General features: G+C 54.6%; 21 protein-coding genes, 1 tRNA gene and 3 pseudogenes. 10 read left to right on the top strand and 15 right to left on the bottom strand.

Annotation, left to right across the window (positions count from 1 at the left end; all coding sequences use genetic code 11):
• Positions 1–40: 40 nt before the first annotated feature.
• The 8 genes from rlmB to MELB17_RS04185 all read left to right on the top strand — a co-directional run bounded on the left by rlmB (position 41) and on the right by MELB17_RS04185 (position 6,659).
• Complete coding sequence (gene rlmB, locus MELB17_RS04220; protein ID WP_036183555.1) at positions 41–784, top strand: 23S rRNA (guanosine(2251)-2'-O)-methyltransferase RlmB; 744 nt, start codon at positions 41–43, stop codon at positions 782–784.
• A gap of 261 nt (positions 785–1,045) precedes the next feature.
• Positions 1,046–1,462: a 30S ribosomal protein S6 gene (rpsF, locus tag MELB17_RS04215; protein ID WP_007348900.1), complete on the top strand. Its 417-nt coding sequence runs from the start codon at positions 1,046–1,048 to the stop codon at positions 1,460–1,462.
• A 25-nt stretch (positions 1,463–1,487) separates the two neighbouring features.
• A complete protein-coding gene (rpsR, locus tag MELB17_RS04210) occupies positions 1,488–1,718 on the top strand; it encodes a 30S ribosomal protein S18 (protein WP_007348899.1) in 231 nt (76 codons plus the stop codon).
• Positions 1,719–1,743: 25 nt separating this feature from the next.
• Positions 1,744–2,610, top strand: coding sequence for a hypothetical protein (locus tag MELB17_RS04205; RefSeq protein WP_007348898.1), 867 nt, complete (start codon positions 1,744–1,746; stop codon positions 2,608–2,610).
• Positions 2,611–2,630: 20 nt separating this feature from the next.
• Complete coding sequence (rplI, locus tag MELB17_RS04200) at positions 2,631–3,077, top strand: 50S ribosomal protein L9 (protein ID WP_007348897.1); 447 nt, start codon at positions 2,631–2,633, stop codon at positions 3,075–3,077.
• Between the two features lie 192 nt (positions 3,078–3,269).
• Entirely contained in the window at positions 3,270–4,676 is a 1,407-nt protein-coding gene (gene dnaB / locus MELB17_RS04195; protein ID WP_007348896.1) for a replicative DNA helicase, read from the top strand.
• Positions 4,676–5,755, top strand: a complete 1,080-nt coding sequence (gene alr / locus MELB17_RS04190; RefSeq protein WP_007348895.1) for an alanine racemase — start codon at positions 4,676–4,678, stop codon at positions 5,753–5,755. The genes dnaB and alr overlap by 1 nt, the downstream gene beginning before the upstream one ends.
• Before the next feature lie 34 nt (positions 5,756–5,789).
• On the top strand, positions 5,790–6,659 hold the full coding sequence (locus MELB17_RS04185) for a sugar nucleotide-binding protein (RefSeq protein WP_007348894.1): 870 nt from the start codon (positions 5,790–5,792) through the stop codon (positions 6,657–6,659).
• Between the two features lie 9 nt (positions 6,660–6,668).
• Here MELB17_RS04185 and fnr read toward each other — a convergent pair whose 3' ends face one another.
• The 3 genes from fnr to ylqF form a co-directional block, all read right to left on the bottom strand.
• Positions 6,669–7,421, bottom strand: a complete 753-nt coding sequence (gene fnr / locus MELB17_RS04180) for a fumarate/nitrate reduction transcriptional regulator Fnr (RefSeq protein ID WP_036183454.1) — start codon at positions 7,419–7,421, stop codon at positions 6,669–6,671.
• A gap of 89 nt (positions 7,422–7,510) precedes the next feature.
• Positions 7,511–8,719: a beta-ketoacyl-ACP synthase I gene (fabB, locus tag MELB17_RS04175; RefSeq protein ID WP_083796340.1), complete on the bottom strand. Its 1,209-nt coding sequence runs from the start codon at positions 8,717–8,719 to the stop codon at positions 7,511–7,513.
• 121 nt (positions 8,720–8,840) lie between these two features.
• Entirely contained in the window at positions 8,841–9,788 is a 948-nt protein-coding gene (gene ylqF / locus MELB17_RS04170; RefSeq protein WP_007348891.1) for a ribosome biogenesis GTPase YlqF, read from the bottom strand.
• A 264-nt stretch (positions 9,789–10,052) separates the two neighbouring features.
• Here ylqF and MELB17_RS04165 point away from each other — a divergent pair, with 264 nt between their 5' ends.
• The gene (locus MELB17_RS04165) at positions 10,053–10,484 is read left to right on the top strand and encodes a Spy/CpxP family protein refolding chaperone (protein WP_026224207.1); all 432 of its coding nucleotides are present in this window, start codon (positions 10,053–10,055) and stop codon (positions 10,482–10,484) included.
• Between the two features lie 45 nt (positions 10,485–10,529).
• Here MELB17_RS04165 and lipA read toward each other — a convergent pair whose 3' ends face one another.
• The 11 genes and pseudogenes from lipA to MELB17_RS04115 all read right to left on the bottom strand — a co-directional run.
• Entirely contained in the window at positions 10,530–11,609 is a 1,080-nt protein-coding gene (gene lipA, locus MELB17_RS04160; protein ID WP_007348889.1) for a lipoyl synthase, read from the bottom strand.
• A gap of 162 nt (positions 11,610–11,771) precedes the next feature.
• A pseudogene (locus MELB17_RS04155) lies at positions 11,772–12,801 on the bottom strand (O-acetylhomoserine aminocarboxypropyltransferase/cysteine synthase family protein).
• A gap of 52 nt (positions 12,802–12,853) precedes the next feature.
• Positions 12,854–13,213 (bottom strand): annotated as a pseudogene (locus MELB17_RS04150) (trimeric intracellular cation channel family protein); the annotation flags it as partial.
• Between the two features lie 96 nt (positions 13,214–13,309).
• Positions 13,310–13,753, bottom strand: a complete 444-nt coding sequence (locus MELB17_RS04145) for a PACE efflux transporter (protein WP_007348885.1) — start codon at positions 13,751–13,753, stop codon at positions 13,310–13,312.
• A gap of 152 nt (positions 13,754–13,905) precedes the next feature.
• Positions 13,906–13,982: transfer RNA gene (locus MELB17_RS04140), tRNA-Met, on the bottom strand.
• Between the two features lie 69 nt (positions 13,983–14,051).
• On the bottom strand, positions 14,052–14,714 hold the full coding sequence (locus MELB17_RS04135) for a class I SAM-dependent methyltransferase (RefSeq protein WP_007348884.1): 663 nt from the start codon (positions 14,712–14,714) through the stop codon (positions 14,052–14,054).
• The gene (locus MELB17_RS04130; protein WP_227498782.1) at positions 14,714–16,060 is read right to left on the bottom strand and encodes a sensor domain-containing diguanylate cyclase; all 1,347 of its coding nucleotides are present in this window, start codon (positions 16,058–16,060) and stop codon (positions 14,714–14,716) included. The genes MELB17_RS04135 and MELB17_RS04130 overlap by 1 nt, the downstream gene beginning before the upstream one ends.
• 68 nt (positions 16,061–16,128) lie before the next feature.
• A complete protein-coding gene (locus tag MELB17_RS04125) occupies positions 16,129–16,788 on the bottom strand; it encodes a GGDEF domain-containing phosphodiesterase (protein WP_007348882.1) in 660 nt (219 codons plus the stop codon).
• Between the two features lie 2 nt (positions 16,789–16,790).
• Positions 16,791–17,018 (bottom strand): hypothetical protein, encoded by a 228-nt coding sequence (locus tag MELB17_RS24940; RefSeq protein WP_198136445.1) that lies wholly within the window; start codon positions 17,016–17,018, stop codon positions 16,791–16,793.
• On the bottom strand, positions 16,981–17,190 hold the full coding sequence (locus MELB17_RS26410; RefSeq protein ID WP_413540275.1) for a hypothetical protein: 210 nt from the start codon (positions 17,188–17,190) through the stop codon (positions 16,981–16,983). The genes MELB17_RS24940 and MELB17_RS26410 overlap by 38 nt, the downstream gene beginning before the upstream one ends.
• 234 nt (positions 17,191–17,424) lie before the next feature.
• Positions 17,425–17,847: pseudogene (locus tag MELB17_RS04115) on the bottom strand (PAS domain-containing protein); the annotation flags it as partial.
• A 197-nt stretch (positions 17,848–18,044) separates the two neighbouring features.
• Here MELB17_RS04115 and MELB17_RS04110 point away from each other — a divergent pair.
• Positions 18,045–19,013 (top strand): asparaginase, encoded by a 969-nt coding sequence (locus MELB17_RS04110; protein WP_007348878.1) that lies wholly within the window; start codon positions 18,045–18,047, stop codon positions 19,011–19,013.
• 173 nt (positions 19,014–19,186) lie between these two features.
• Here the strand turns inward: MELB17_RS04110 and ychF are convergent, their stop codons facing one another.
• Complete coding sequence (gene ychF, locus MELB17_RS04105) at positions 19,187–20,278, bottom strand: redox-regulated ATPase YchF (RefSeq protein ID WP_007348877.1); 1,092 nt, start codon at positions 20,276–20,278, stop codon at positions 19,187–19,189.
• Positions 20,279–20,281: the final 3 nt, after the last annotated feature.

Below are 20,281 nucleotides of genomic sequence, written 5' to 3'. Positions count from 1 at the left end.
TGGCAGGATTACCAAACTTTTTTTTCAGGAAATACCGTCAGTGGCAGAGCAATTTGTATTTGGCTGGCATGCCGTTGAAGCCGTCTTAAAGCGTGAACCCGAGCGGCTGCTGCAAGTGTGGATTCAAACCGGCCGCCAGGATAAGCGAGTAAAAAGCACCACCGAACTGCTGGATACCCTGGGTGTGTCTTGGGAGATTGTGCATCGCAAACTGCTGGATAGCCGCGTTGCCGGTGTCCATCAAGGCATTGTTGCGTCGGTCAGCGAAAGCCGGGAATGGAGTGAAGACGACTTGCTGGCGATGCTGGCAAACTCTGAAAAGCCGCCGTTTCTGTTGATTCTGGACGGTGTTACCGACCCCCATAACCTGGGCGCGTGTATGCGCACCGCCGATGCAGTCGGCGTGCAGGCGGTGATTGTGCCAAAAGATAAATCCGCCACGTTAACGCCGGTTGCCCGCAAGGTTGCCTGCGGCGCGGCGGAAACCGTACCTTTTGTGCGTGTTACCAATCTGGCACGCCTGCTGCGCACCTTGCAAGAGCAGGGCGTTTGGCTGGTCGGCACCGCGGGTGAAGCCAGCATTACCTTGCACCAGGCTGACCTGACCGGCCCGCTGGCGTTGGTGATGGGCGCCGAAGGTAAGGGTATGCGGCGGTTGACCCGTGAGCATTGTGACCAATTGATCAACATTCCGATGGTGGGCGACGTTGAAAGTCTGAACGTGTCTGTTGCCAGTGGTGTGTGTCTTTATGAGGCCTTGCGCCAGCGTTCTGCTAAGGGCTAGCTGCAGTAGCTTATCAATCCTTGCATACCTAGCGGCACCCGCCTATGATACCTCACCCCTTTTCAGGGGTGGTTTTTTATTGCCTCAACAAAGGCAATGCATTACCTTGCCAGCGCCGGCAAACGTCTTTCCGATAAAGAGTTTCGGGCCTGGCAAAAAACGGCAGTTCTGCTGTCACCTCCTTGCTTTTATGTTATGCGGCATTGATGGCGTATACGCCCGCCGCAAATCTAGAGGCTGTTCAATCCGTAGGGAGAATTCATGCGTCACTACGAAGTTGTATTTATGGTACACCCGGATCAAAGCGAGCAAGTGCCCGCTATGATCGAGCGTTATACCAGCCTCATCACTGAAGATGGTGGCCAGGTAGATCGCTTGGAAGATTGGGGCCGTCGTCACCTGGCATACCCGATCAACAAGATTCACAAAGCTCATTACGTGCTGATGAACATTCAATGTTCGCAGACCGCGATGGACGAGCTGACACATAACTTCCGCTTCAACGATGCCATCATCCGTGAGCTGATCCTGCGTCGTGATGAAGCTGTTACCGATATGTCTCCGATGAAATCTGCAGAGTCTCGCGAAGACCGCCGCCCAAGTGGAGATGATCGTCCGCGCCGTTCAGCCGAATCTGACGAAAGCCAGAAAGTTGACGACACAGACGAAGAAGAGTAATTAACCGGAGTTAAGGAGTTACGTTATGGCTCGTTTTTTCAGACGTCGCAAGTTCTGCCGGTTCACGGCAGAAGGTGTTAAAGAGATCGATTACAAGGATCTGGACACCCTGAAAGGTTATGTCACTGAAACAGGCAAAATCGTGCCTAGCCGCATTACCGGCACCAAAGCACGTTATCAGCGTCAGCTGGCCACCGCTATCAAGCGCGCCCGCTTCCTGGCACTGCTGCCGTATTCGGATAGCCACGATAACTAAGAACAGATAAACAGGACTTGGGACCATGCGTGCACTGGCACAATTTGTAATGCGCGGTCCCCTGCAGGCTAGCGTGGTAGCGGCTTTAACTACGGCTATACCTCTGCTTTTCTGGGTTGGCGCAGCGGTTGTCGGGCTGGTTATATTACGGCTTGGCATTCGTCAAGGGCTGAACGTTGGCCTTTGGGCATTGCTGCCGGCACTGGGCTGGAGTTGGTTTGGGCAAGACCCTACCGCTCTGGCCGTGTTGCTGGAAGTGATGCTGATGACAGCTCTGTTGCGGGTGACTTCGTCGTGGGACAAGGCTCTGTGCGGCGGTACTTTTCTGGCGATTGTGACAGGATTGGTTCTACCGCAGCTGTACCCTGGCCTGATGGACATTCTGGTGCAAACCGGAGTTCAGTTTTACGAGCAATACAACGCTGAGGTTGCGCAGGCGCTGGGTAGCAACCTGGAATCTGTGATTCGGCAAACCATGAGCGCCAGTATGGCGGGTACCTATCTGGCTTTGGCCATAGGTATGACCCTGCTAGCTCGTGGTTGGCAGGCAGCACTGTACAACCCTGGCGGTTTGCGCACAGAGTTTCACGGGCTGCGCCTGTCGCCGATATTTGCGGTTGTGTTTGCCGTCACCATGGTGATTGGTCCCGTGCTGGGGTTGAACACTGTGCTGCTGGCCTGGGCTGCGGGAACTCCGCTGTTCCTGGCCGGGCTGGCGCTGATTCATGGTGTTGTAGCGCGCAAGAAACTGAACCGCCAATGGTTGGTGATGTTTTACGTTGCGTTGGTATTGCTGGGCCCAAGCCTGATGATTCTGTTAGTAGTTCTGGCTTTTGTGGATAGTTGGCTGAATATTCGGGGGCGAATCAACCCTCCCGGACCGGTCGAATAAAGCACGAAGAGGTTAACGAGATGGAAGTTATTCTGCTCGAGAAAGTTGCAAACCTGGGTACCCTGGGTGACAAGGTTAATGTGAAATCCGGTTACGGCCGTAATTTCTTGCTGCCTTATGGCAAAGCGGTTCCGGCCACTGAGGCCAACTTGAACGCGTTTGAAGAGCGTCGTGCCGAGCTTGAAAAAGCCGCAGCCGAAAGACTGGCTGTTGCGCAAGCCCGCGCCGAAAAGCTCGAAGGCGCATCTTTCACTATCAGCTCTAAAGCGGGTGATGAAGGTAAACTGTTCGGTTCTATTGGTGTGCGCGACGTGGCTGATGCCATCACCGCTTCCGGTACCGATGTAGAAAAGAGCGAAGTTTTGCTGCCAGAAGGCCCGCTGCGGGCTGTTGGCGAGTACGAAGTTGAGCTCAAGCTGCACAGCGATGTGTACGCAACCGTTAAGCTGGCGGTTGTTGCCGAGTAATCGGTAGCAGTTCAGCATCAGGCGATAGTGGTCAGTTCTGATCTTTATTGCCGCACAGCAGGCCCGGAGCGGTAGCAATACGGTTTCGGGCTTGCTGCTTTCTGGTATGCTTCAAAGTCCTGTTTCCTCTCCCATTGCCACTGAGCATTCATAAGCCGTACGCCAGAGCAGTGGTCAACTGAAGACGTGTTCATGGCAAAGCCGAATCTTAAGCCCGCAAACAGCGATCCAGAAACCAGCCGAATTAAAGTGCCGCCGCATTCTTTGGAAGCGGAGCAGGCCGTGCTGGGTGGGCTGATGCTGGACAACCGCCGCTTTGATGAAATCTCCGAGATGATTTCGGCAGTGGATTTTTATCGTCAGGACCATCGGCTGATTTTTGGCGCGGTGGAACGCCTGGCCAGTGAAAACGAGCCGCTAGACGTTGTTACTCTGGCCGAATTTCTGGAGCGGGCAGGGGATATCGAACACGCCGGTGGTCTGTCGTATCTGGCTGAGCTGGCCGAAAAGACCCCCGGTGCAGCGAACATCCGTGCTTACGCTGATATTGTTCGCGAACGTTCTATTTTGCGCCAGTTGGTTGAGGCATCGGGGAAAATTTCCGATTCGGCGTTCAACCCATTGGGTCGCAACAGCAGTGAAATTTTGGATGAAGCCGAACGCACGGTGTTCCAGATTGCCGAAGCGCGGGTTAAAGAAGGTTCTGGCCCTAAGGGAATTAATCCGATCCTTACGCAAACCCTGAGCCGCATTGAAGAGCTGTTCGAATCTGGCGAACAGACCACCGGCTTGACCACGGGTTTTCGTGATTTGGATGAGCGCACCTCGGGTATGCAGCCCTCAGACCTGATCATTGTTGCCGGGCGGCCGTCCATGGGTAAAACCACGCTCGCCATGAACATCGTTGAAAACGCCTTGATTTCAAGTGGCCTGCCCGTGTTGGTGTTCAGCATGGAGATGCCAGCGGACGCCTTGGCCATGCGTATGCTGTCATCGCTTGGGCGTATAGATCAAACCAAGGTGCGTAATGGCAAGCTTGAAGAAGACGACTGGCCCCGGTTGACCTCGGCGGTGAGCCTGCTGAAAGACAAACCGCTCTATATCGACGACACCCCCGGCCTTAGCCCAACCGAGCTGCGCTCGCGGGCACGGCGCATTGCGCGGGAGAATGGCGGCAAAATCGGGTTGATCATGGTGGATTACCTGCAGCTGATGCGGGTGCCCGGAAACACCGAAGGCCGCACTGCGGAAATCTCCGAAATTTCCCGCTCACTCAAGGGCATCGCCAAAGAGCTGAGCTGCCCGGTTGTTGCACTGTCGCAGCTCAACCGCAGTCTGGAACAACGCCCCAACAAGCGGCCCATCAACTCGGATTTGCGTGAATCCGGGGCTATCGAGCAAGATGCAGACGTTATTATGTTTGTCTATCGTGATGAGGTTTACAACGAAGATACTCCAGATAAAGGTGTGGCCGAAATTATCATCGGCAAGCAGCGTAATGGCCCTATTGGTACGATACGCTTGGCGTTTATTGGCAAGTACACCAAGTTTGAAGATCTTGCCCACGGTAATTATGGCGAGTATGGAGACGACTACTGATGCCAAGGGGTTCCTTTGCGCTGATAGACTCAAAAGCGCTGCAGCATAACTACCAGGTGGCCTGCCAGCGGTCTGGGCAGTCCAGTGCCATGGCGGTGATTAAAGCCGATGGTTACGGCCACGGCATTGCGGGAGTTGCGGGTGCCCTGGCTGCGGTGGTGCCCAAATTTGCGGTGGCGTGTATTGAAGAGGCCATCGCCATTCGTAATGCTGGCGTAGGTCAGCAACCTGTGGCGTTGCTGCAAGGGGTTCACAGTGAGCAGGATCTGGCGACTTGTATAGAGCACAACTTCGAACCGGTGCTGCACTGCGACGACCAGTTGCAGTGGCTTGTGCAAGCGCCAGCTGCGCCGCGCATCTGGCTGAAAGTAAATACCGGGATGAACCGCCTGGGCTTTCATGCCGAGGAGCTGGCCCAGGTTATGGCGACGCTTGCGCATCACCAGCTGACGCCAAAGGTGATTGGTTTTGTGACCCACTTTGCCTGTGCCGATGACAAACGCAGCACCATGACGCAGCAGCAGACCGAGCGTTTCGAGAAGGCGACCGCGCCTTGGCCCGAGTTGCAGCTCAGCGTCGCCAATTCGGCGGCGTTGTTCAGGCCGGGCCAAAAGCTGTTTGGCTGGAGCCGCCCCGGCATCATGCTGTATGGCGCGTCGCCCATTGTCGGTACGTCGGCTGCGGAGCTGGGTTTGAAGTCAGTAATGACTTTACAGGCACCGCTGATCAGCACCCGCCTGTTGCAGCCTGGCGACACCGTGGGTTACGGCGCAGACTGGGTTGCGTGCAAGCCCACGCGCATGGGCATTGTCGCCTTGGGCTACGGCGACGGTTACCCTCGCCATGCGGGCACGGGTACTCCTGCCGCTATCCATGGCCAGCGCATACAGCTTATCGGCCGGGTGTCGATGGACATGCTGGCGGTAGATCTGAGCGCTGCCCCCGCGGCCCGCAATGGCGACCCGGTAGAACTGTGGGGCGCAACGGTGCCAGTGGATGACGTGGCCGGCCACGCCGGTACAATTGGTTACGAGTTGCTGACGGGCGTTACAGCCCGGGTACCTCGGCGCTGGTGCTAGTCTTACTTAACAGGATTGGAGGTAAAGAAGACCCGTGCATGTTCTGGTAGTTCACGATTACGGCCCCTTGGGCAGAGTATTGCTGGAGCAGCTGCGCGCCACTTCTTTGCAGGTCAGCCCTTTGCTGGTGAGTAACACGGCCAACGTGGATCTGGCGGCCCTGGAAAGCTGGATTCCGGCGGATACGGACTTGATTGTCAATGCGCTTTGGCTGGCCGATCCGGAATCCGCCCAAGAATACCCTGATGACGTCAAGCGCGCGGCTTTGTCATTGCCTTTGGCGCTCGGCGAGTTTGCCCGCGATCGCAATATCGCGATGCTGCAATTGTCCACCTGCTATATTTTTGATGGCCGCAAACAGACGGCTTACATTGCCTCGAACCCCGGGCAGCCGGTGAACCAGCTGGGTGCTTGGCAGTGGGAGTGCGAGCAGGGCCTGCGCGGTTTGTTAACCCGCCACATTATTTTGCGAACAGGATGGAGCTTGGGGCGCTTTATACGGAAGGTTCAGGCCAGCACAGCCGCTGGCACCCGCTTGTCGTTGCCCGGCCGCTGCGTTGGTCAACCCTTGGCAGTCACTGATTTGGCGCGGGTCATGCGCGCTATTATCCAGCAGCTCGATTGCGGGGCTGAAGTGTGGGGCACCTATCAGTACGCCGGTTCTGAGGGCATCAGCCTGTATGAGCTGGGCTTGGCCATCGCCGGCTTGCCGGGTATTCCCGAGGATTTGCATCTGGTGGATGAAGTGAGCGGATGGGGTCAGCTGGAACCGGTGAACACACGCTTGGTGTGTACAAAAATTCGTAACACCTTTGGTATCAAACAAGTCCCGTGGCGTGTGGGGCTGACAGATGAGCTGACTCTGCTAAAAGGGCCAGATCCGGTCAAGTCAGCCAGCCCATAGAAGCGCTTTTTAGCGACAACCCTGGCGGGCAAAATCGCAGGTGACCAGTTGCAGGGCTTCTACGTCTAGCAGTTCGACTTCACGGCCGCGAGCTTTGATGATGCCCTGATTCTGGAAGCGGGTGAATACGCGGCTAACCGTTTCTACCGCAAGGCCCAAAAAGTTCGCGATATCATTGCGCGCCATCGGCAGGCTGAAATTAGTGGGCGACATGCGCCTGCGCTGAAAGCGGCTGGACAGCGACAACAACAGAGCTGCAATACGCTCCTCCGCGGTGTTCTTGCTCAGCAGCATGGCTAGCTGGTGACTGTTTTGTATCTCCTGGCTCATCAGGTGATACATGTGGTGCTGAAGCTCAGGCAACATACGCGTAAGTTGCTCCAGTTTGTCTACTGGAAATTCGCATACGCTGGTGCGCTCAAGTACCTTGGCGGTGCAGGCGTAGTTGTCGGTTGCCATGCTGTCGAGCCCAATCAGCTCGCCAGGCATGAAAAAACCGGTAACCTGTTCATCCCCGCCTTCGGTAATAATCGAGGTTTTTACCGAACCGCTACGCACTGCAAAGCACGACTTAAAAGGCGTGCTTTGGTCAAAAATATGTTCGCCCCGATTGAAGATTTTGCCTTGCAGAACAATGTCTTCAAGGCGCTCCAAGTCATTCTCTTCCACTGCGAGGGGCAGGCAGAGATTGCTCAGACTACACTTGTTACATGTAGCCTTTAACTGTGACGCAACCTGATGGAGTCGAATTGCTTGGTTCATAGCAGATGGCCTGTCAAAATTGATCTATATCTAATACAAGTCTAGTACGGATCAACCCATTTGCCAATGGCGTTTCGGGCCGGCCTTCGCTACAGACGCTCAAATATCAGCGATGCATTGGTGCCGCCAAAGCCAAAGCTGTTGGACATCACCGCGTTAAGGGTGGCGTCTTGGCCCGCCGGCCCCACAATGGGCAGGTCAGCAATGGCCGCATCCAGCTCGTTCAGATTTGCGGTTCCGGCGATAAAGCCGTTTTGCATCATCAGCAACGAGTAAATGGCTTCCTGTACACCGGCGGCGCCCAGCGAATGCCCAGACAGTGACTTGGTAGAGGAAATCGGCGGTACTTTGTCAACGAAGGTGTTGCGAACAGCACCCAACTCCGCAGCGTCGCCAACCGGGGTGCTGGTGCCGTGGGCGTTGATGTAGTCAACTTTGCCATGCATGGTCGCCATGGCCTGCTTCATGCAACGTTGGGCGCCCTCACCGGATGGCGCAACCATGTCATAGCCGTCTGAAGTGGCACCGTAGCCGGTCAGCTCGGCAATAATGTTGGCGCCGCGCTTGCGGGCGTGCTCCAGTTCTTCCAGTACCAGCATACCGCCGCCACCAGCAATCACAAAACCGTCACGCTTGCTATCAAACGGCCGCGACGCAGTTTCCGGTGCATCGTTGTATTTGGTAGACAGGGCACCCATGGCATCAAACATCATGGTCAGGCTCCAGTCTTCTTCTTCACCGCCGCCGGCAAAGACAATGTCTTGCTTGCCCAGCTGGATTTGTTCCATAGCCTGGCCAATACAGTGTGCGCTGGTGGCGCAGGCCGACGATATGGAATAGTTTACGCCGCGAATCTTGAAGGCGGTCGCCAGGCACGCAGAGACAGTGCTGGCCATAATGCGCGGTACCATATAAGGCCCAATGCGCTTCACGCCTTTTGCGCGCAGAATATCAACGGCTTCCGCCTGGCTTGAGCAAGACGCGCCGCCAGAGCCGGCAATCAGCCCGGTGCGATCGTTTGACACCATGTCGTCGGTCAAGCCGGCTTGGGCAATGGCCTGCTGCATCGACAAGTAGCTGTACATGGCCGAGTCAGCCATAAAACGACGTACTTTTCGGTCAATTACAGAGGTGTCGACATCCGGTGCGCCGCAAATCTGGCTGCGGAACCCCAGTTCTTTGTAGGTTTCACTGAAGCGGATGCCGGATTTTCCAGTTTTCAGGCTGTTGGTAACTTCGTCCAGGCTATTGCCCAGGCAGGAAATAATTCCCATTCCGGTGACGACGACACGTCTCATAAATCTCTCCTTACCAGCGCCAGGAACAGGCGCTTGTGTTGCGTTATATAAGTGTGATGGTAAAGCTTTTCATCAGTATACGGTATATGACCTTGGTTCAGGCGTAGATGCAAATGCGACACTAACGTTTGCGGTTACGTCGGGTTTTCGCTTTCTTTTTGCCGTCTGCGATAGCCTTTTCTGCATCCAGTACAGCTTGAACTTCGGCTTCAGCCAGAGCAATTTCGGTTTCGTGCTGGATCAGGCGCGGTGTTTCCAGAGAAATGCGCCCCAGCGTGCCGGCGCGGAATTCGTTCAGTAACACCTCCGACACTTTGTGTAAATCCGGTATGCCGCCGCGCCCAAAAAACCGGCGCCTGGCCGCAATGGCGTCCATTGCGGCCAGGCCGTCAACCGGCAGCGGGTCCAGTCCGTAACGGCTGGTCAGGAATTCCGGGTAATGAGCCAGCAAATACTCGGCGGCAAACAGCGCAACGTCTTCAAAATCCAGCACAGCGCTACGAATAGCGCCGGTGACCGCCAGGCGGTAACCACAGGCCGCCGGTGAAAGCTTGGGCCACAAGAAACCGGGGGTATCGTACAGCAAAATGTTATTTGGCAATTTGATCGCTTGCTGAGCTCGGGTGACTGCCGGCTCGTTACCGGTTTTTGCGGCAGGTCGTCCGGCCAGAGTATTGATCAGGGTAGATTTTCCGACGTTAGGAATGCCCAGAATCATTACCCGTAGCGCGCTTTTCTGGCGATCGTGATTCGGTGTGAGCTGTTCGGCCAGGTTAAGAATGTCCAGCGCTTCGCTGCGCTGGTTGTGGGTCAGAGTGATGGTTTTTACACCTCGCTCCCGTTCTAGCCAGCTTTGCCACTGCCCCGTCACATCAGGGTCGGCCAGGTCGCGCTTGTTAAGCACTTTGATCAACGGCGTATCACCGCGCAGGGCAGGCACCAGAGGGTTTTCGCTGCTAAAGGGAATGCGGGCGTCCACCACCTCGATAATCAAGTCCATCTGCGGCATGACTTCTTTGATCTCCTTGCGGGCTTTGTGCATGTGCCCGGGAAACCAGTTAATCGCCATTGTGCTACTCCCGCTGCCCATAAGCGCGCTGAATTCAAAACGCGCTGGCCAGTGTGTGTGAATAAAAAGAGCCGCCAGTATGCAGCAATTTCAGCACAATACCGAAAGTCGATGACCAAACTTTCATATTTGCCTGAAAATCGCCGTAATAGTGGGCTGGCAGCCGCTTTGGCGGCTATTATTCGAAATAAACAGCCATTATGGGGTGCGATTTACCCACATGATGCTTTAGGGTGTGTGAAATTATTCAAAACGGAGAGCAGTATGAAATTAGTAAAAGCACTGGGGACAGCACTGATTGCGGTAAGTCTGTCGGCGCCGGCATTGGCGCAACAGGCGAATGGCCAGCCCGACCGTATAGATCAGCTGGCGCAAATGGTTGGCTTGAACGACGAGCAACAAGAACAGATCCGCGGCGTGTTTGACGAGTTGCAGGGTCAGATTGTCGATCTGCGCCAGCAGGCGCAAACGCTGCAGCAGCAGTTGCAAGCCGAGGTAAAAGCAGATTTCAGCGAAGATGCTATTCGCGAACACGCAGAAGAGCTGGGTGATGTAACCGGTGAGATGGCAGCACTGTCTACCCTGATGCAGGCGAAGGTAGAAAGTATTTTTACAGATGAGCAGCGCAATGAGCTAAAGATGCAAATGCAAAAAATGCAGCAGATGCAACAACAGCGTCAGCAGGGCGGCCAGTAAATGCAGCCCCGCCAACAGTGGTAAGACGCCAATGCAGGTGCTCGGTCAGCCTACGGATTTGACCAGTATCTGCAGGGCGTTGACTGGCTCGGATTCTGCCGACATCGTTTCTATTGATGCAGGAACTGCTGGCACCGCCAATCCCAAGTTGTTCTTGTCAAACACTCGATCTGCACGGTAGCTCGACCGCACCAAGGGGCCTGATGGCACTTCCATAAAGCCCTTGGCCAAGCCAATTTCCCGGTAACGGTTGAATTCTTCCGGGGTGACGTAGCGCATCACCGGCAAATGGTTCGGAGTAGGGCGCAGGTACTGGCCCAGTGTCAGAATATCCACGCCCACCGCCAGCAAGTCGTCCATGGTTTGCTGAATTTCTTCGTCGGTTTCGCCCAGGCCCAGCATTAAACTGGTTTTTGTCAGTACGTCCGGGCGGTATTGCTTGGCATGCTTTAGTACGCTTATAGTCTTCTCATAGCCGGCTCGCGGGTCGCGTACCGGGTGAGTCAGGCGGCGAACGGTTTCGACGTTCTGGGCGAATACATCCAGCCCGGAGTCTAAAACCTGCTCTACGTGCTGCATTACCGCATCAAAGTCCGGCGTGAGTGCTTCCACTCTGACTTCCGGCGTGCGGTGCTTGATGGCCAACACACAGGCCGCATAATGGCCGGCACCGCCGTCGCGCAGGTCATCGCGGTCAACCGATGTCAGCACAATGTAGCGCAAGCCCATCAGTTCTACCGATTTTGCAGTATTCTCGGGTTCTTCTTTATCTAGCCAGCCGTTGGGGTTGCCGGTGTCTACCGCGCAGAATTTGCAGGCACGTGTACACACCGAACCCATCACCATGATCGTTGCAGTGCCGTTGGTCCAGCACTCACCAATATTGGGACAGTGAGATTCCTGGCACACGGTGGCAACCTTGTGGCTTTTCACATTCTGTTTGACAGCCTCGTAGCGCTCACCACCGGGCATACGTGCACGCAACCACTTGGGTTTTGGGTCGTTGCTGACGCCTTCGTTGGAAACATTGCGGCTTTGCTTAACGCCGTCCTTAATAGCAGAAAAGCCATGTTCACTGCGGAACTTGGCGCCACTGGCCACACGGGGCTTGGTGTTTGCGGTCATGGATGCGGAGCTCTCGTTCTATACAAAAGACTTTAGTTAGACTTTAAAGGGTAAAGCCGGGGGGCGCCAGATACAAGGACAGTAGGGATAAACACGGGCACGGTACTGGCGCTCAACATCTGCGCTACCAAAACAAGCCGGCAGCGCAGATGGTTGGATTTCTCAGCGAACGGCGGCGTCCAGAGCCTGAGCGACATCAGCAATTATGTCGTCAATGTGCTCAATACCAATCGACAGGCGCACCAGATCTTCGCTAACACCTGCAGATCTGAGCTCGTCTGGGTTTAGCTGGCGGTGAGTGGTGGTTGCCGGGTGGCAGGCAAGGGATTTGGCGTCGCCAATGTTGACCAGGGTTGACCAGGCGCAGCACCATGTCCAGTGCGTCAATGAAACGCGCGCCGGCGTCTCGGCCACCTTTAATGCCGAAGCTGAGAATACCGGAGGCTTTGCCGCCGCAGATTTTTTCGCAGGTGGCGCGGAACGGGCTGTTGGCCAGGCCGGCGTAGTTAACCCATTCTACAGACGGGTGATCCTGCAGGAACTGAGCGACTTTCTGGGCGTTCTCGCAGTGGCGTTCCATCCGCAGAGCGGCGGTTTCAATGCCCTGCATGATCAGGAACGCGTTAAACGGCGACAGTGCGGCGCCAGTGTTGCGCAGTGGAATTACGCGGCAGCGGCCAATAAACGCTGCCGCCCCTAAGGCCTCGGTGTATACCACGCCGTGATACGACGGATCTGGCTCGTTCAGCATCGGGAACTTGTCGGCGTTGGCTTTCCAGTCAAATTTGCCAGAATCCACCACAACGCCGGCAACGGTGGTGCCATGGCCGCCCAGGTATTTGGTCAGCGAGTGAATCACGATGTCTGCACCGTGTTCGATAGGGCGGCATAGAAAAGGTGTGCCCACGGTACAGATGGTTTGCAGGGCATAAGTGATGGCAGACATACCCGAAGCAACTGCCAGCGCGCCAATGCCACCTTCCACCTGCGCCATGCGCTCTTCCAGCACAGCGTTGGTGGGGTTCATAATGCGGGTATAAATATTGCCCTGCACTTTCAGATCAAACAGGTCAGCGCCGTGCTGAGTGTCATCAAAAGTATAAGAGGTGGTTTGATAAATTGGCGTGGTTGCAGCTCTGGTGGTGGGGTCGCTTTTGAACCCGGCGTGCAACGCTATGGTTTCCCGCTTCATAACGACTCATTCCTTTTGGTTACAGAAAGTGGACATGCGCAATTTTGCAGTATGCCACAGTCACAACCGGGATCTCGTAATCCAGCTTTAGAGCCACCTCGCAGCCGATAATGGTGAAGGCGATCAGGCCCAGGGAGTCTAGAACCAGAAACAGTTGATGCAGGCGCCGCATATAGCGGGCGATCACCATGGTAAACAGACCGGCGCTGACGGTGATATAGATGTAGCCGGGGTGCTGGGTCCAGTTAATCGGGTAGTTGCCCAGCAACATGTCTCGCACCGTACCGCCACCCAATGCCGTAACAAAGGCAATCAGCGCCACGCCAAACATATCCATGTTGCGCCGGCCAGCGGCAAGCGCCCCAGACATAGCTTCGGCGGTGATGGCAATCAGATAAATCGAGATGAGCACACACAATTCCTATGCTGCTAGGCGCAACATTATACAAGAGATGGTATGGCGACAGAGGACAGATTTCAAATCTGTCCTCTACTCGAAATCTGTCCTCTACTCGAAATCTGTCCCCGATTTGTGGAAAGGCTGGCCGATGGGGAAGAGGGTGTCGTAGGCCCAGGTAAAGGCAAAGGCGTACGCCAGATAAAACGCGATAAAGCCCAAGTCTATGACCAGAGCGTCTATCAGGCTTACATTCAATATGCGAGACACAATCGGCAGGAAAACGATCAGCAGGCCTAGCTCAAAACCAAAGGCGTGAACAACTCTCAGCTTAACGGATTTCTTGGGCGTGCCGGTGTACTTCAGCAGGGCGTGATCAAACAGCAGGTTGTAAATGTAGTTCCAAGCGGTGGCGATGGTGGCACCAATAGCGCCTAGCAAGCCGAAGTCCACCATGGAGTAGCTCAATACCAGTGTGCCAAAGCTGATAACAACAATTAGACCAATCACTTCAAAACTGACCGCTTGGCGAATACGGTCTGGTGTGGTGCGCATCAACAAAACTCCGTTGCAGCGGGCCGTCCCGAATGCTGTGTCCCCAAATGGGCGAGGTCGTCCTCGTGATGTTTGCGAAAATACGGCTATGTCTGCAAATCTCCCGCAGACAAAAAAAAGACCTACAGCGTTAGCTGTAAGTCTTTCATATCTGGTAGCAAGGACTGGAATCGAACCAGTGACCCCAGCATTATGAGTGCTGTGCTCTAACCAACTGAGCTACCTTGCCAGCGCGCCATCAACGATGGAAGCGGCGCATATAGTAAGTTTCGCTGCCGAATGTGTCAAGGGTTGGGCGTTAGATATTTCGAGAAAACTCGAGGATATGGCCTTTAAACTGCTTCTCAAGGTAGTCGGTGTGAACGGGTTTTGTATGGCTGTTGCTGAAGCCGTGCGCGGCCAGCTTCACGCTGATTTTGGTTTTTCGACCACGGCCCGGATCTACCAGAATGACGTCGCAGAAGGGTTTGGCGTGATTGATAATAAACTTGGCAAGTAACTGAACGTGCTCGTCTTCGTACAACAGATCACTGCCAATAATCAGGTCAAAAAGCCCCAGTTCACTGCGGTCATCGGCCCAGTCTGCCCGCTCAAACGCAATGCTTTTGCCCTGATTCAGCAGAGTGTTGCGAACCAGGAAGTGTTCAACTTCGGGGTGATAGTCGGTCGCCGTGATGTCGGCTTGGCGCCCGTTGAGCAACAGGCTGGATAGCGCCATGCCGCAGCCGATTTCCAAGATGCGCTTGCCCTCAATCGGATAGTCCAGCATATGGTTTGCCAGCACTATGCTAGACGGCCACAACACGCCAAAAATCGGCCAGGCCGCAGAGGAAATGCCAAGGGCATCGGCCGCGCCCTCAGGGTCGTTAAATTGTTGATTGTCGCGCAGGGTACACAGATGGATATCAGTATTACCAACATCGATGGTTTGGTAACGCAGGCGCAAAGGAAGGCTGTCCATTATGGGTTGAAAGCTCCTTTCTGGATGACCGATACCTGTGTCTGGTTACGGCCTGATGTCTTAGCGCTATAAAGGGCTTTATCAACGCGCTCAATCAAATCCGCTAATGCTTCCTCGGGCTGCAATTCGCCCAAACCGATCGACACGGTGACGTAGCCCACGTTTTCGTGATGTTTGTTCTGCACGGCCTGCTGGCAACGTTCGGCCAGCAGCAGTCCCTGGTCTAAATTGCAGCCACCGAAAATAAGCAGGAACTCTTCGCCGCCCCAGCGTATCACGGTATCATTAGCCCTCAGTGTAGCAATCATCGTGCTCGTAACAGCTCTGAGAACTATATCGCCGGCGGCATGCCCCCAACGGTCGTTAACTTGTTTGAAATGGTCGATGTCAGCCATCACGATCGACATAGGCAGTTTGGACCCGCGGTGCTGCATATAGGCCTTTTCCAGCGCCAGCTCTCCGGCTGTTCGGGTCAGGGCTCCCGTTAGCCCGTCAAAGCGCACCATTTCACGGAACGTCTGTTCTTCCAATACTCGAGTCGTCAGGTCGCGAAATATACTCACGTAATGACTGACATTATTCGCTTCATCGGTCAGCGGCGTTATTGTCTCGTCACAGTAAATCAGCTCGTTATTCTTGCCGCGGTTAACAAAAGTGCCCTTGTAAGAACGCCCCTTCTTCAGGGTGTCCCACATGTCCTTATAGAATTCAAAATCCTGTTCTCCGGAATTGAACATGCTCGGATTTCGACCCAGTACCTCCGTGAGTCCGTACCCGGTGATTGTCTCGAAGGCTTTGTTAACAAATTCGATGGTTCCATGGCTATCGGTGATAAGCACGCCATCATCGGTAGCGTTGATTACGTGGGCAAAGAGCTGAGTTGTTTTCTGCGCGGCTATCAGGCTGCTGATGTCCCGCTGTAACGAAATGAAATGCGTAATCTCACCGGCCTCATTACGTACAGGAGAAATGTTCCACTCGACCGTGTACGGGCGGCCATCTTTGCGGTAGTTAATCGTCGAACCTTGAAAATGGGTGCCGTCATGAAGGCAATGGCGCAGTCTGTCAATTACATCAGGATTGGTTGCTGGCCCCTGAAGAAGGCGCGGGTTTCGTCCGAGTAACTCTTCTTCGTTGTAGCCCGTCATCCGCAGAAAGGCCTGATTGGCGAAGACAATACGGTGCCCTTCTGCGCCAGAGTTTGCATCTGTCAGTAAAACAGCGTTGTAAGACTGTTCAAGAGCAAAAGCAATGACGTTCGGATCGGTGTGGTCAGCAATCGTATTCATACCAGGGGCAACATTTTGCGTGAGTTGATTGTTGTATCTGGCCGTTGTTGCTTGCAACCGCACTTGGCCTGATCATGCAGAAGGCCGCTTTATGTCCAGCGCCAATGTTTGAATGTAACAAAAAATCAGTCAGGCCGTAGGGTCGACCTCATTTTTTTAGCGCTCAACGGTATCGAGTACCAGAATCCCTGAGCGATATCGCAACCCTTATGTTTAAGGAAATCCCGTTGCAATTCTGTTTCTACACCCTCAGCAACGATTTTCATGCCAAGGGAGTGGCCAAGGGCAATGATGGCTTCGATAACGGACTCGCTGCTTGAATCAGTGATTTTGCTGACAAACGCCCGGTCGATTTTCAGCGTGCTGGCGGGCAGGCTGGATAGCTGGCTTAAAGACGAGTAACCCGTACCAAAATCGTCGATGGCAAGGCTGAAGCCTTCGTTATGGAGCGCAAGAATCAGCTCCATCTGTTCTTCAGTGTGGCTGAGTGCTGCCCCTTCCGTGATTTCCAGCTCAAGGTCAGCGGCAGACTTTGTACGTTGTTCAAGCTCTTCAGAAAAGAACTCCAATTCATTTCGCCCCCGTGACTTGGCTTCACGAAGCGCAGATTCTGCCCCCCGCATCAGGGACTTACAAGTTGTGCCGTTCTCTGGGCAGACGCTGATGCCGGCACACGCCGTTAAATTGAATCCCCGCTGTTCAATGGAAAAGGGTTCAGATAAACGGTTATAGAGTCTATGAGTCACAGATTTCAGGTCGTCGGCGCGGTTTGCGCCATCTAGCATAACTATGAATTCGTCTGCATGGAGGCGACCGCATAGGCCATCTGTTCTTTAGCGCGTATCTTTTCAGTGATGTCGACACCAAACCCCTGGAATTCCCAGTATCCCGGATACTCCCCGTCCTGCAACTGGCGAACGCGCCATTCGATCCAGCGAGTATCTCCACTGGGCGGCATCATCCGAATGCTTAGTGTTTCAACTTCTTCCAGCGGCGTGCAGTTTAAGCAGTGCATTCTTGTAGTCAGTCAGGTTATGGCAGATACCCACATAAATTTGGCCAGTCGGTGTATCGGCACGTCCTCCCGACAGGTGCATTGGGAAGGTGGTCCCGTTACTTCTGAGACCCTCTACATCCCTGCCAATACCAATGATCTTGGCGTGCCCGGAGTGGTGATAGTTTTGCATATAGCCATCATGATGGGCCGCGTACGTTTCAGACATCAGGAACCTCAGTCAGAGCCGCGTTAACGCGACCCTTGAACTGACGGCTGGCAATAAAGCCTGCAACGACTGCGCTAATCAGCGGAAGGCTTGCCCCCGTAAAGGATGCTCCAGCTACCAATGCAGCAGCGGCGACGACGAGGCCTACAGTCGTTGGAATCCAAAGCTCTAAAACGCTGACTTTACAGCAAGCACCGCAGGCGATGGCAGTTTGCCTGAATTGATGCTGGCGTAAAGCTCTGCAGCCCTGAAAACCCGTTCGAGGTTCGGCTTGGTGCGAACAGACTCGTACCCAGTCAACCTGCCGTTGTCGAAGGTTGGGGTAATGTAGGCGTCCACCCAATAGTGATCACCGTTCTTGCAGCGATTTTTAACAATACCCATCCAGCTCTTCTCGGCCTTCAGGCACTGCCATATGTGCTCGTACACGGGAGGCGGCATGTCAGGGTGCCGGACAATGTTGTGTGGGCTGCCAATCAGCTCTTCCCTGGTGAAACCGCTGACGGCCTCGAACACATCATTGCAGTATAGAATTTTGCCCTTGGCATCTGTAGCAGATATGAGTCGCTGAGACGGGTCAAAGCTGCATTCTTATTCTGTCAGGGGAAGATTCTTACGCATCGGGGCGGCTCTTTTGATTTGAGATTAAAATGCTATTATCGGTACTTGGCCCGTTCATTGAAAGTTTGCATGCGCTAACGGGCATTTATTAATTTTGGGCAAAAATGCCAAAACCGAAGTATTTTTTCTGTTCTGTTCTGTTCTGTTCTGTTCTGTGCGATCGAACATCCTGACCATTTTTTCCTGAAGATATAGATATGAAAAATACCGTCGTACTTATTTCACTGGGCGGCACCATCGCCAGTCTTCCGGGCAGCTCGGGGCGGGCGATTGCGGGTGCTCTTTCAGGTAAAGAACTGATGGACAAGTTGCAGATTAAAAGCGACGGTCCGGTTGAAGTGATCAACCTTTGCCAGAAGCCCAGCAATGCCATTACCACTGACGACCTGCTGCAGCTCAGAGTGTTGTGTCTTGAGTTGTCCCAGCGTAAAGATGTGGCCGGGTTGGTGGTGTCCCAGGGTACGGACACCCTTGAAGATACCGCCTACTTCCTCGACACGAGCCTGGCGCTTGAAGATACCGCGCTTGTGGTCACCGGCGCTCAGCGCGCGCCCTATGCCAGCGGCTCGGATGCCGGCCCCAATCTTCGCGATGCGCTGAAGGTAGCGAATGCACCGCAGGCACGGGGCGCCGGCGCATTGGTGGTGTTCAATGAGGAAATTCATGCGGCAAGCTCCGTGCGTAAACTCAGCAGCTATCAGCTTAATGGCTTTGGTTCGCCAGGCATCGGGCCGGTGGGGTTTGTCGATGGCGATGAGGTCAGGCTCACCAAGCGGGTGCAGCGCTTGAGCGCAATTGCGCCGGGCGAGCAGCTGCCGCGCGTGGATATTCTTCCGGTGGCGATTGGTGCATCGCCCGCCCTGCTTGAAGCGGCGGTGGCCAGCGGTGCCCAAGGGCTGGTGATAGACGCTGTCGGCCGTGGGCACGTTCCGCCGAACTGGATGAAACCGCTGGGCGTTCTGAGAGCTGCGGGCGTTCCTGTGGCGGTCGTGTCTTCTACCCAATGGGGCAGGCTCGCAGAAGTCTATGAGTACCGGGGGTCACTGGCTGAACAGGTCTCGATAGGTGTGCTCAAGGCCAGTCACCTTAATGCTAGAAAGGCCCGCCTGAGGCTTATGTGCGCCTTGTCGTGCAATATGCCAATCGATCAGTCGCTATTTTCCTGACAACCTGGCTGCCCATTATAATCGCGACCGTTTCAGACTCTTCGAAAAGCGTTGAGTGTTCTTGAGAGGCTAGACCTGACGGATTACCGCAGCGTAGAGTTTTTATAATTGATAGCGGGCTCACCCGCCGCGACCATGACTTGGCCAAGGTTCGGCGGGGCCCGTTATTTTAGTCAGACATTAAAGCGGAAGTGCACCACGTCGCCGTTTTTCACGATGTATTCTTTGCCTTCCAGGCGCCACTTTCCGGCGTCTTTAGCGCCCGCTTCACCTTTGAACTGGATGAAGTCTTCGTAGCCAATCACCTCGGCACGAATAAAGCCACGTTCGAAATCGGTGTGAATCACGGCAGCCGCCTGGGGCGCAGTGGCGCCAATTTTTACGGTCCAGGCGCGCACTTCTTTCACTCCAGCGGTGAAGTAGGTCTGCAAACCAAGCAAGCCGTAGCCGGCGCGAATTACGCGGTCCAGGCCGGGTTCTCCCATGCCCATTTCGTCCAGGAACATGCTTTTTTCGTCGTCTTCCAGTTCGGAGATTTCTGCTTCAATCTTGTTACAGATGGGCACCACCACGGCGTTTTCAGCAGCGGCGATTTCGCGCACGGTATCCAGGTATGGGTTGTTTTCGAAGCCGTCTTCGGCCACATTGGCGATATACATGGTGGGCTTGATGGTCAACAGGCACAGCTCTCGAATCAGCAGCAACTCGTCTTTATTCAGGCCCATGCCGCGCACGGGTTGGCCTTCGTTCAGAACCGGTAGTAAGCGTTCAAAAATATCCAGCTGAGCCTTGGCTTCTTTATCGCCGCCTTTGGCGATTCGTTGTACCCGCCTGATGGCTTTTTCTACGGTGTCCATGTCGGCCAGTGCCAGTTCGGTGTTGATCACCTCTATGTCGTCTGCTGGGTCTACCTTGTTCGACACATGAATAACGTTGCTGTCGTCAAAACAACGCACTACGTGGGCAATGGCTTCGGTCTGGCGGATGTTGGCCAGAAACTGGTTACCCAGGCCTTCGCCTTTGGAGGCGCCGGCTACTAGCCCGGCAATGTCCACAAACTCCATGGTGGTTGGCACAACACGCTGGGGCTTAACAATTTCAGCCAGCTTGGTCAGGCGTGGGTCGGGCATGGCCACTACGCCGGCGTTGGGCTCGATGGTGCAGAACGGAAAGTTTTCTGCGCCAATGCCTGCTTTGGTCAGTGCGTTGAACAAGGTAGATTTGCCGACGTTGGGAAGGCCGACGATGCCGCAGTTAAATCCCATGGA

This window comes from Marinobacter sp. ELB17, from assembly GCF_000169375.1.
Classification (GTDB): domain Bacteria; phylum Pseudomonadota; class Gammaproteobacteria; order Pseudomonadales; family Oleiphilaceae; genus Marinobacter.
This window is presented reverse-complemented; position numbering and strand designations above follow the sequence as displayed.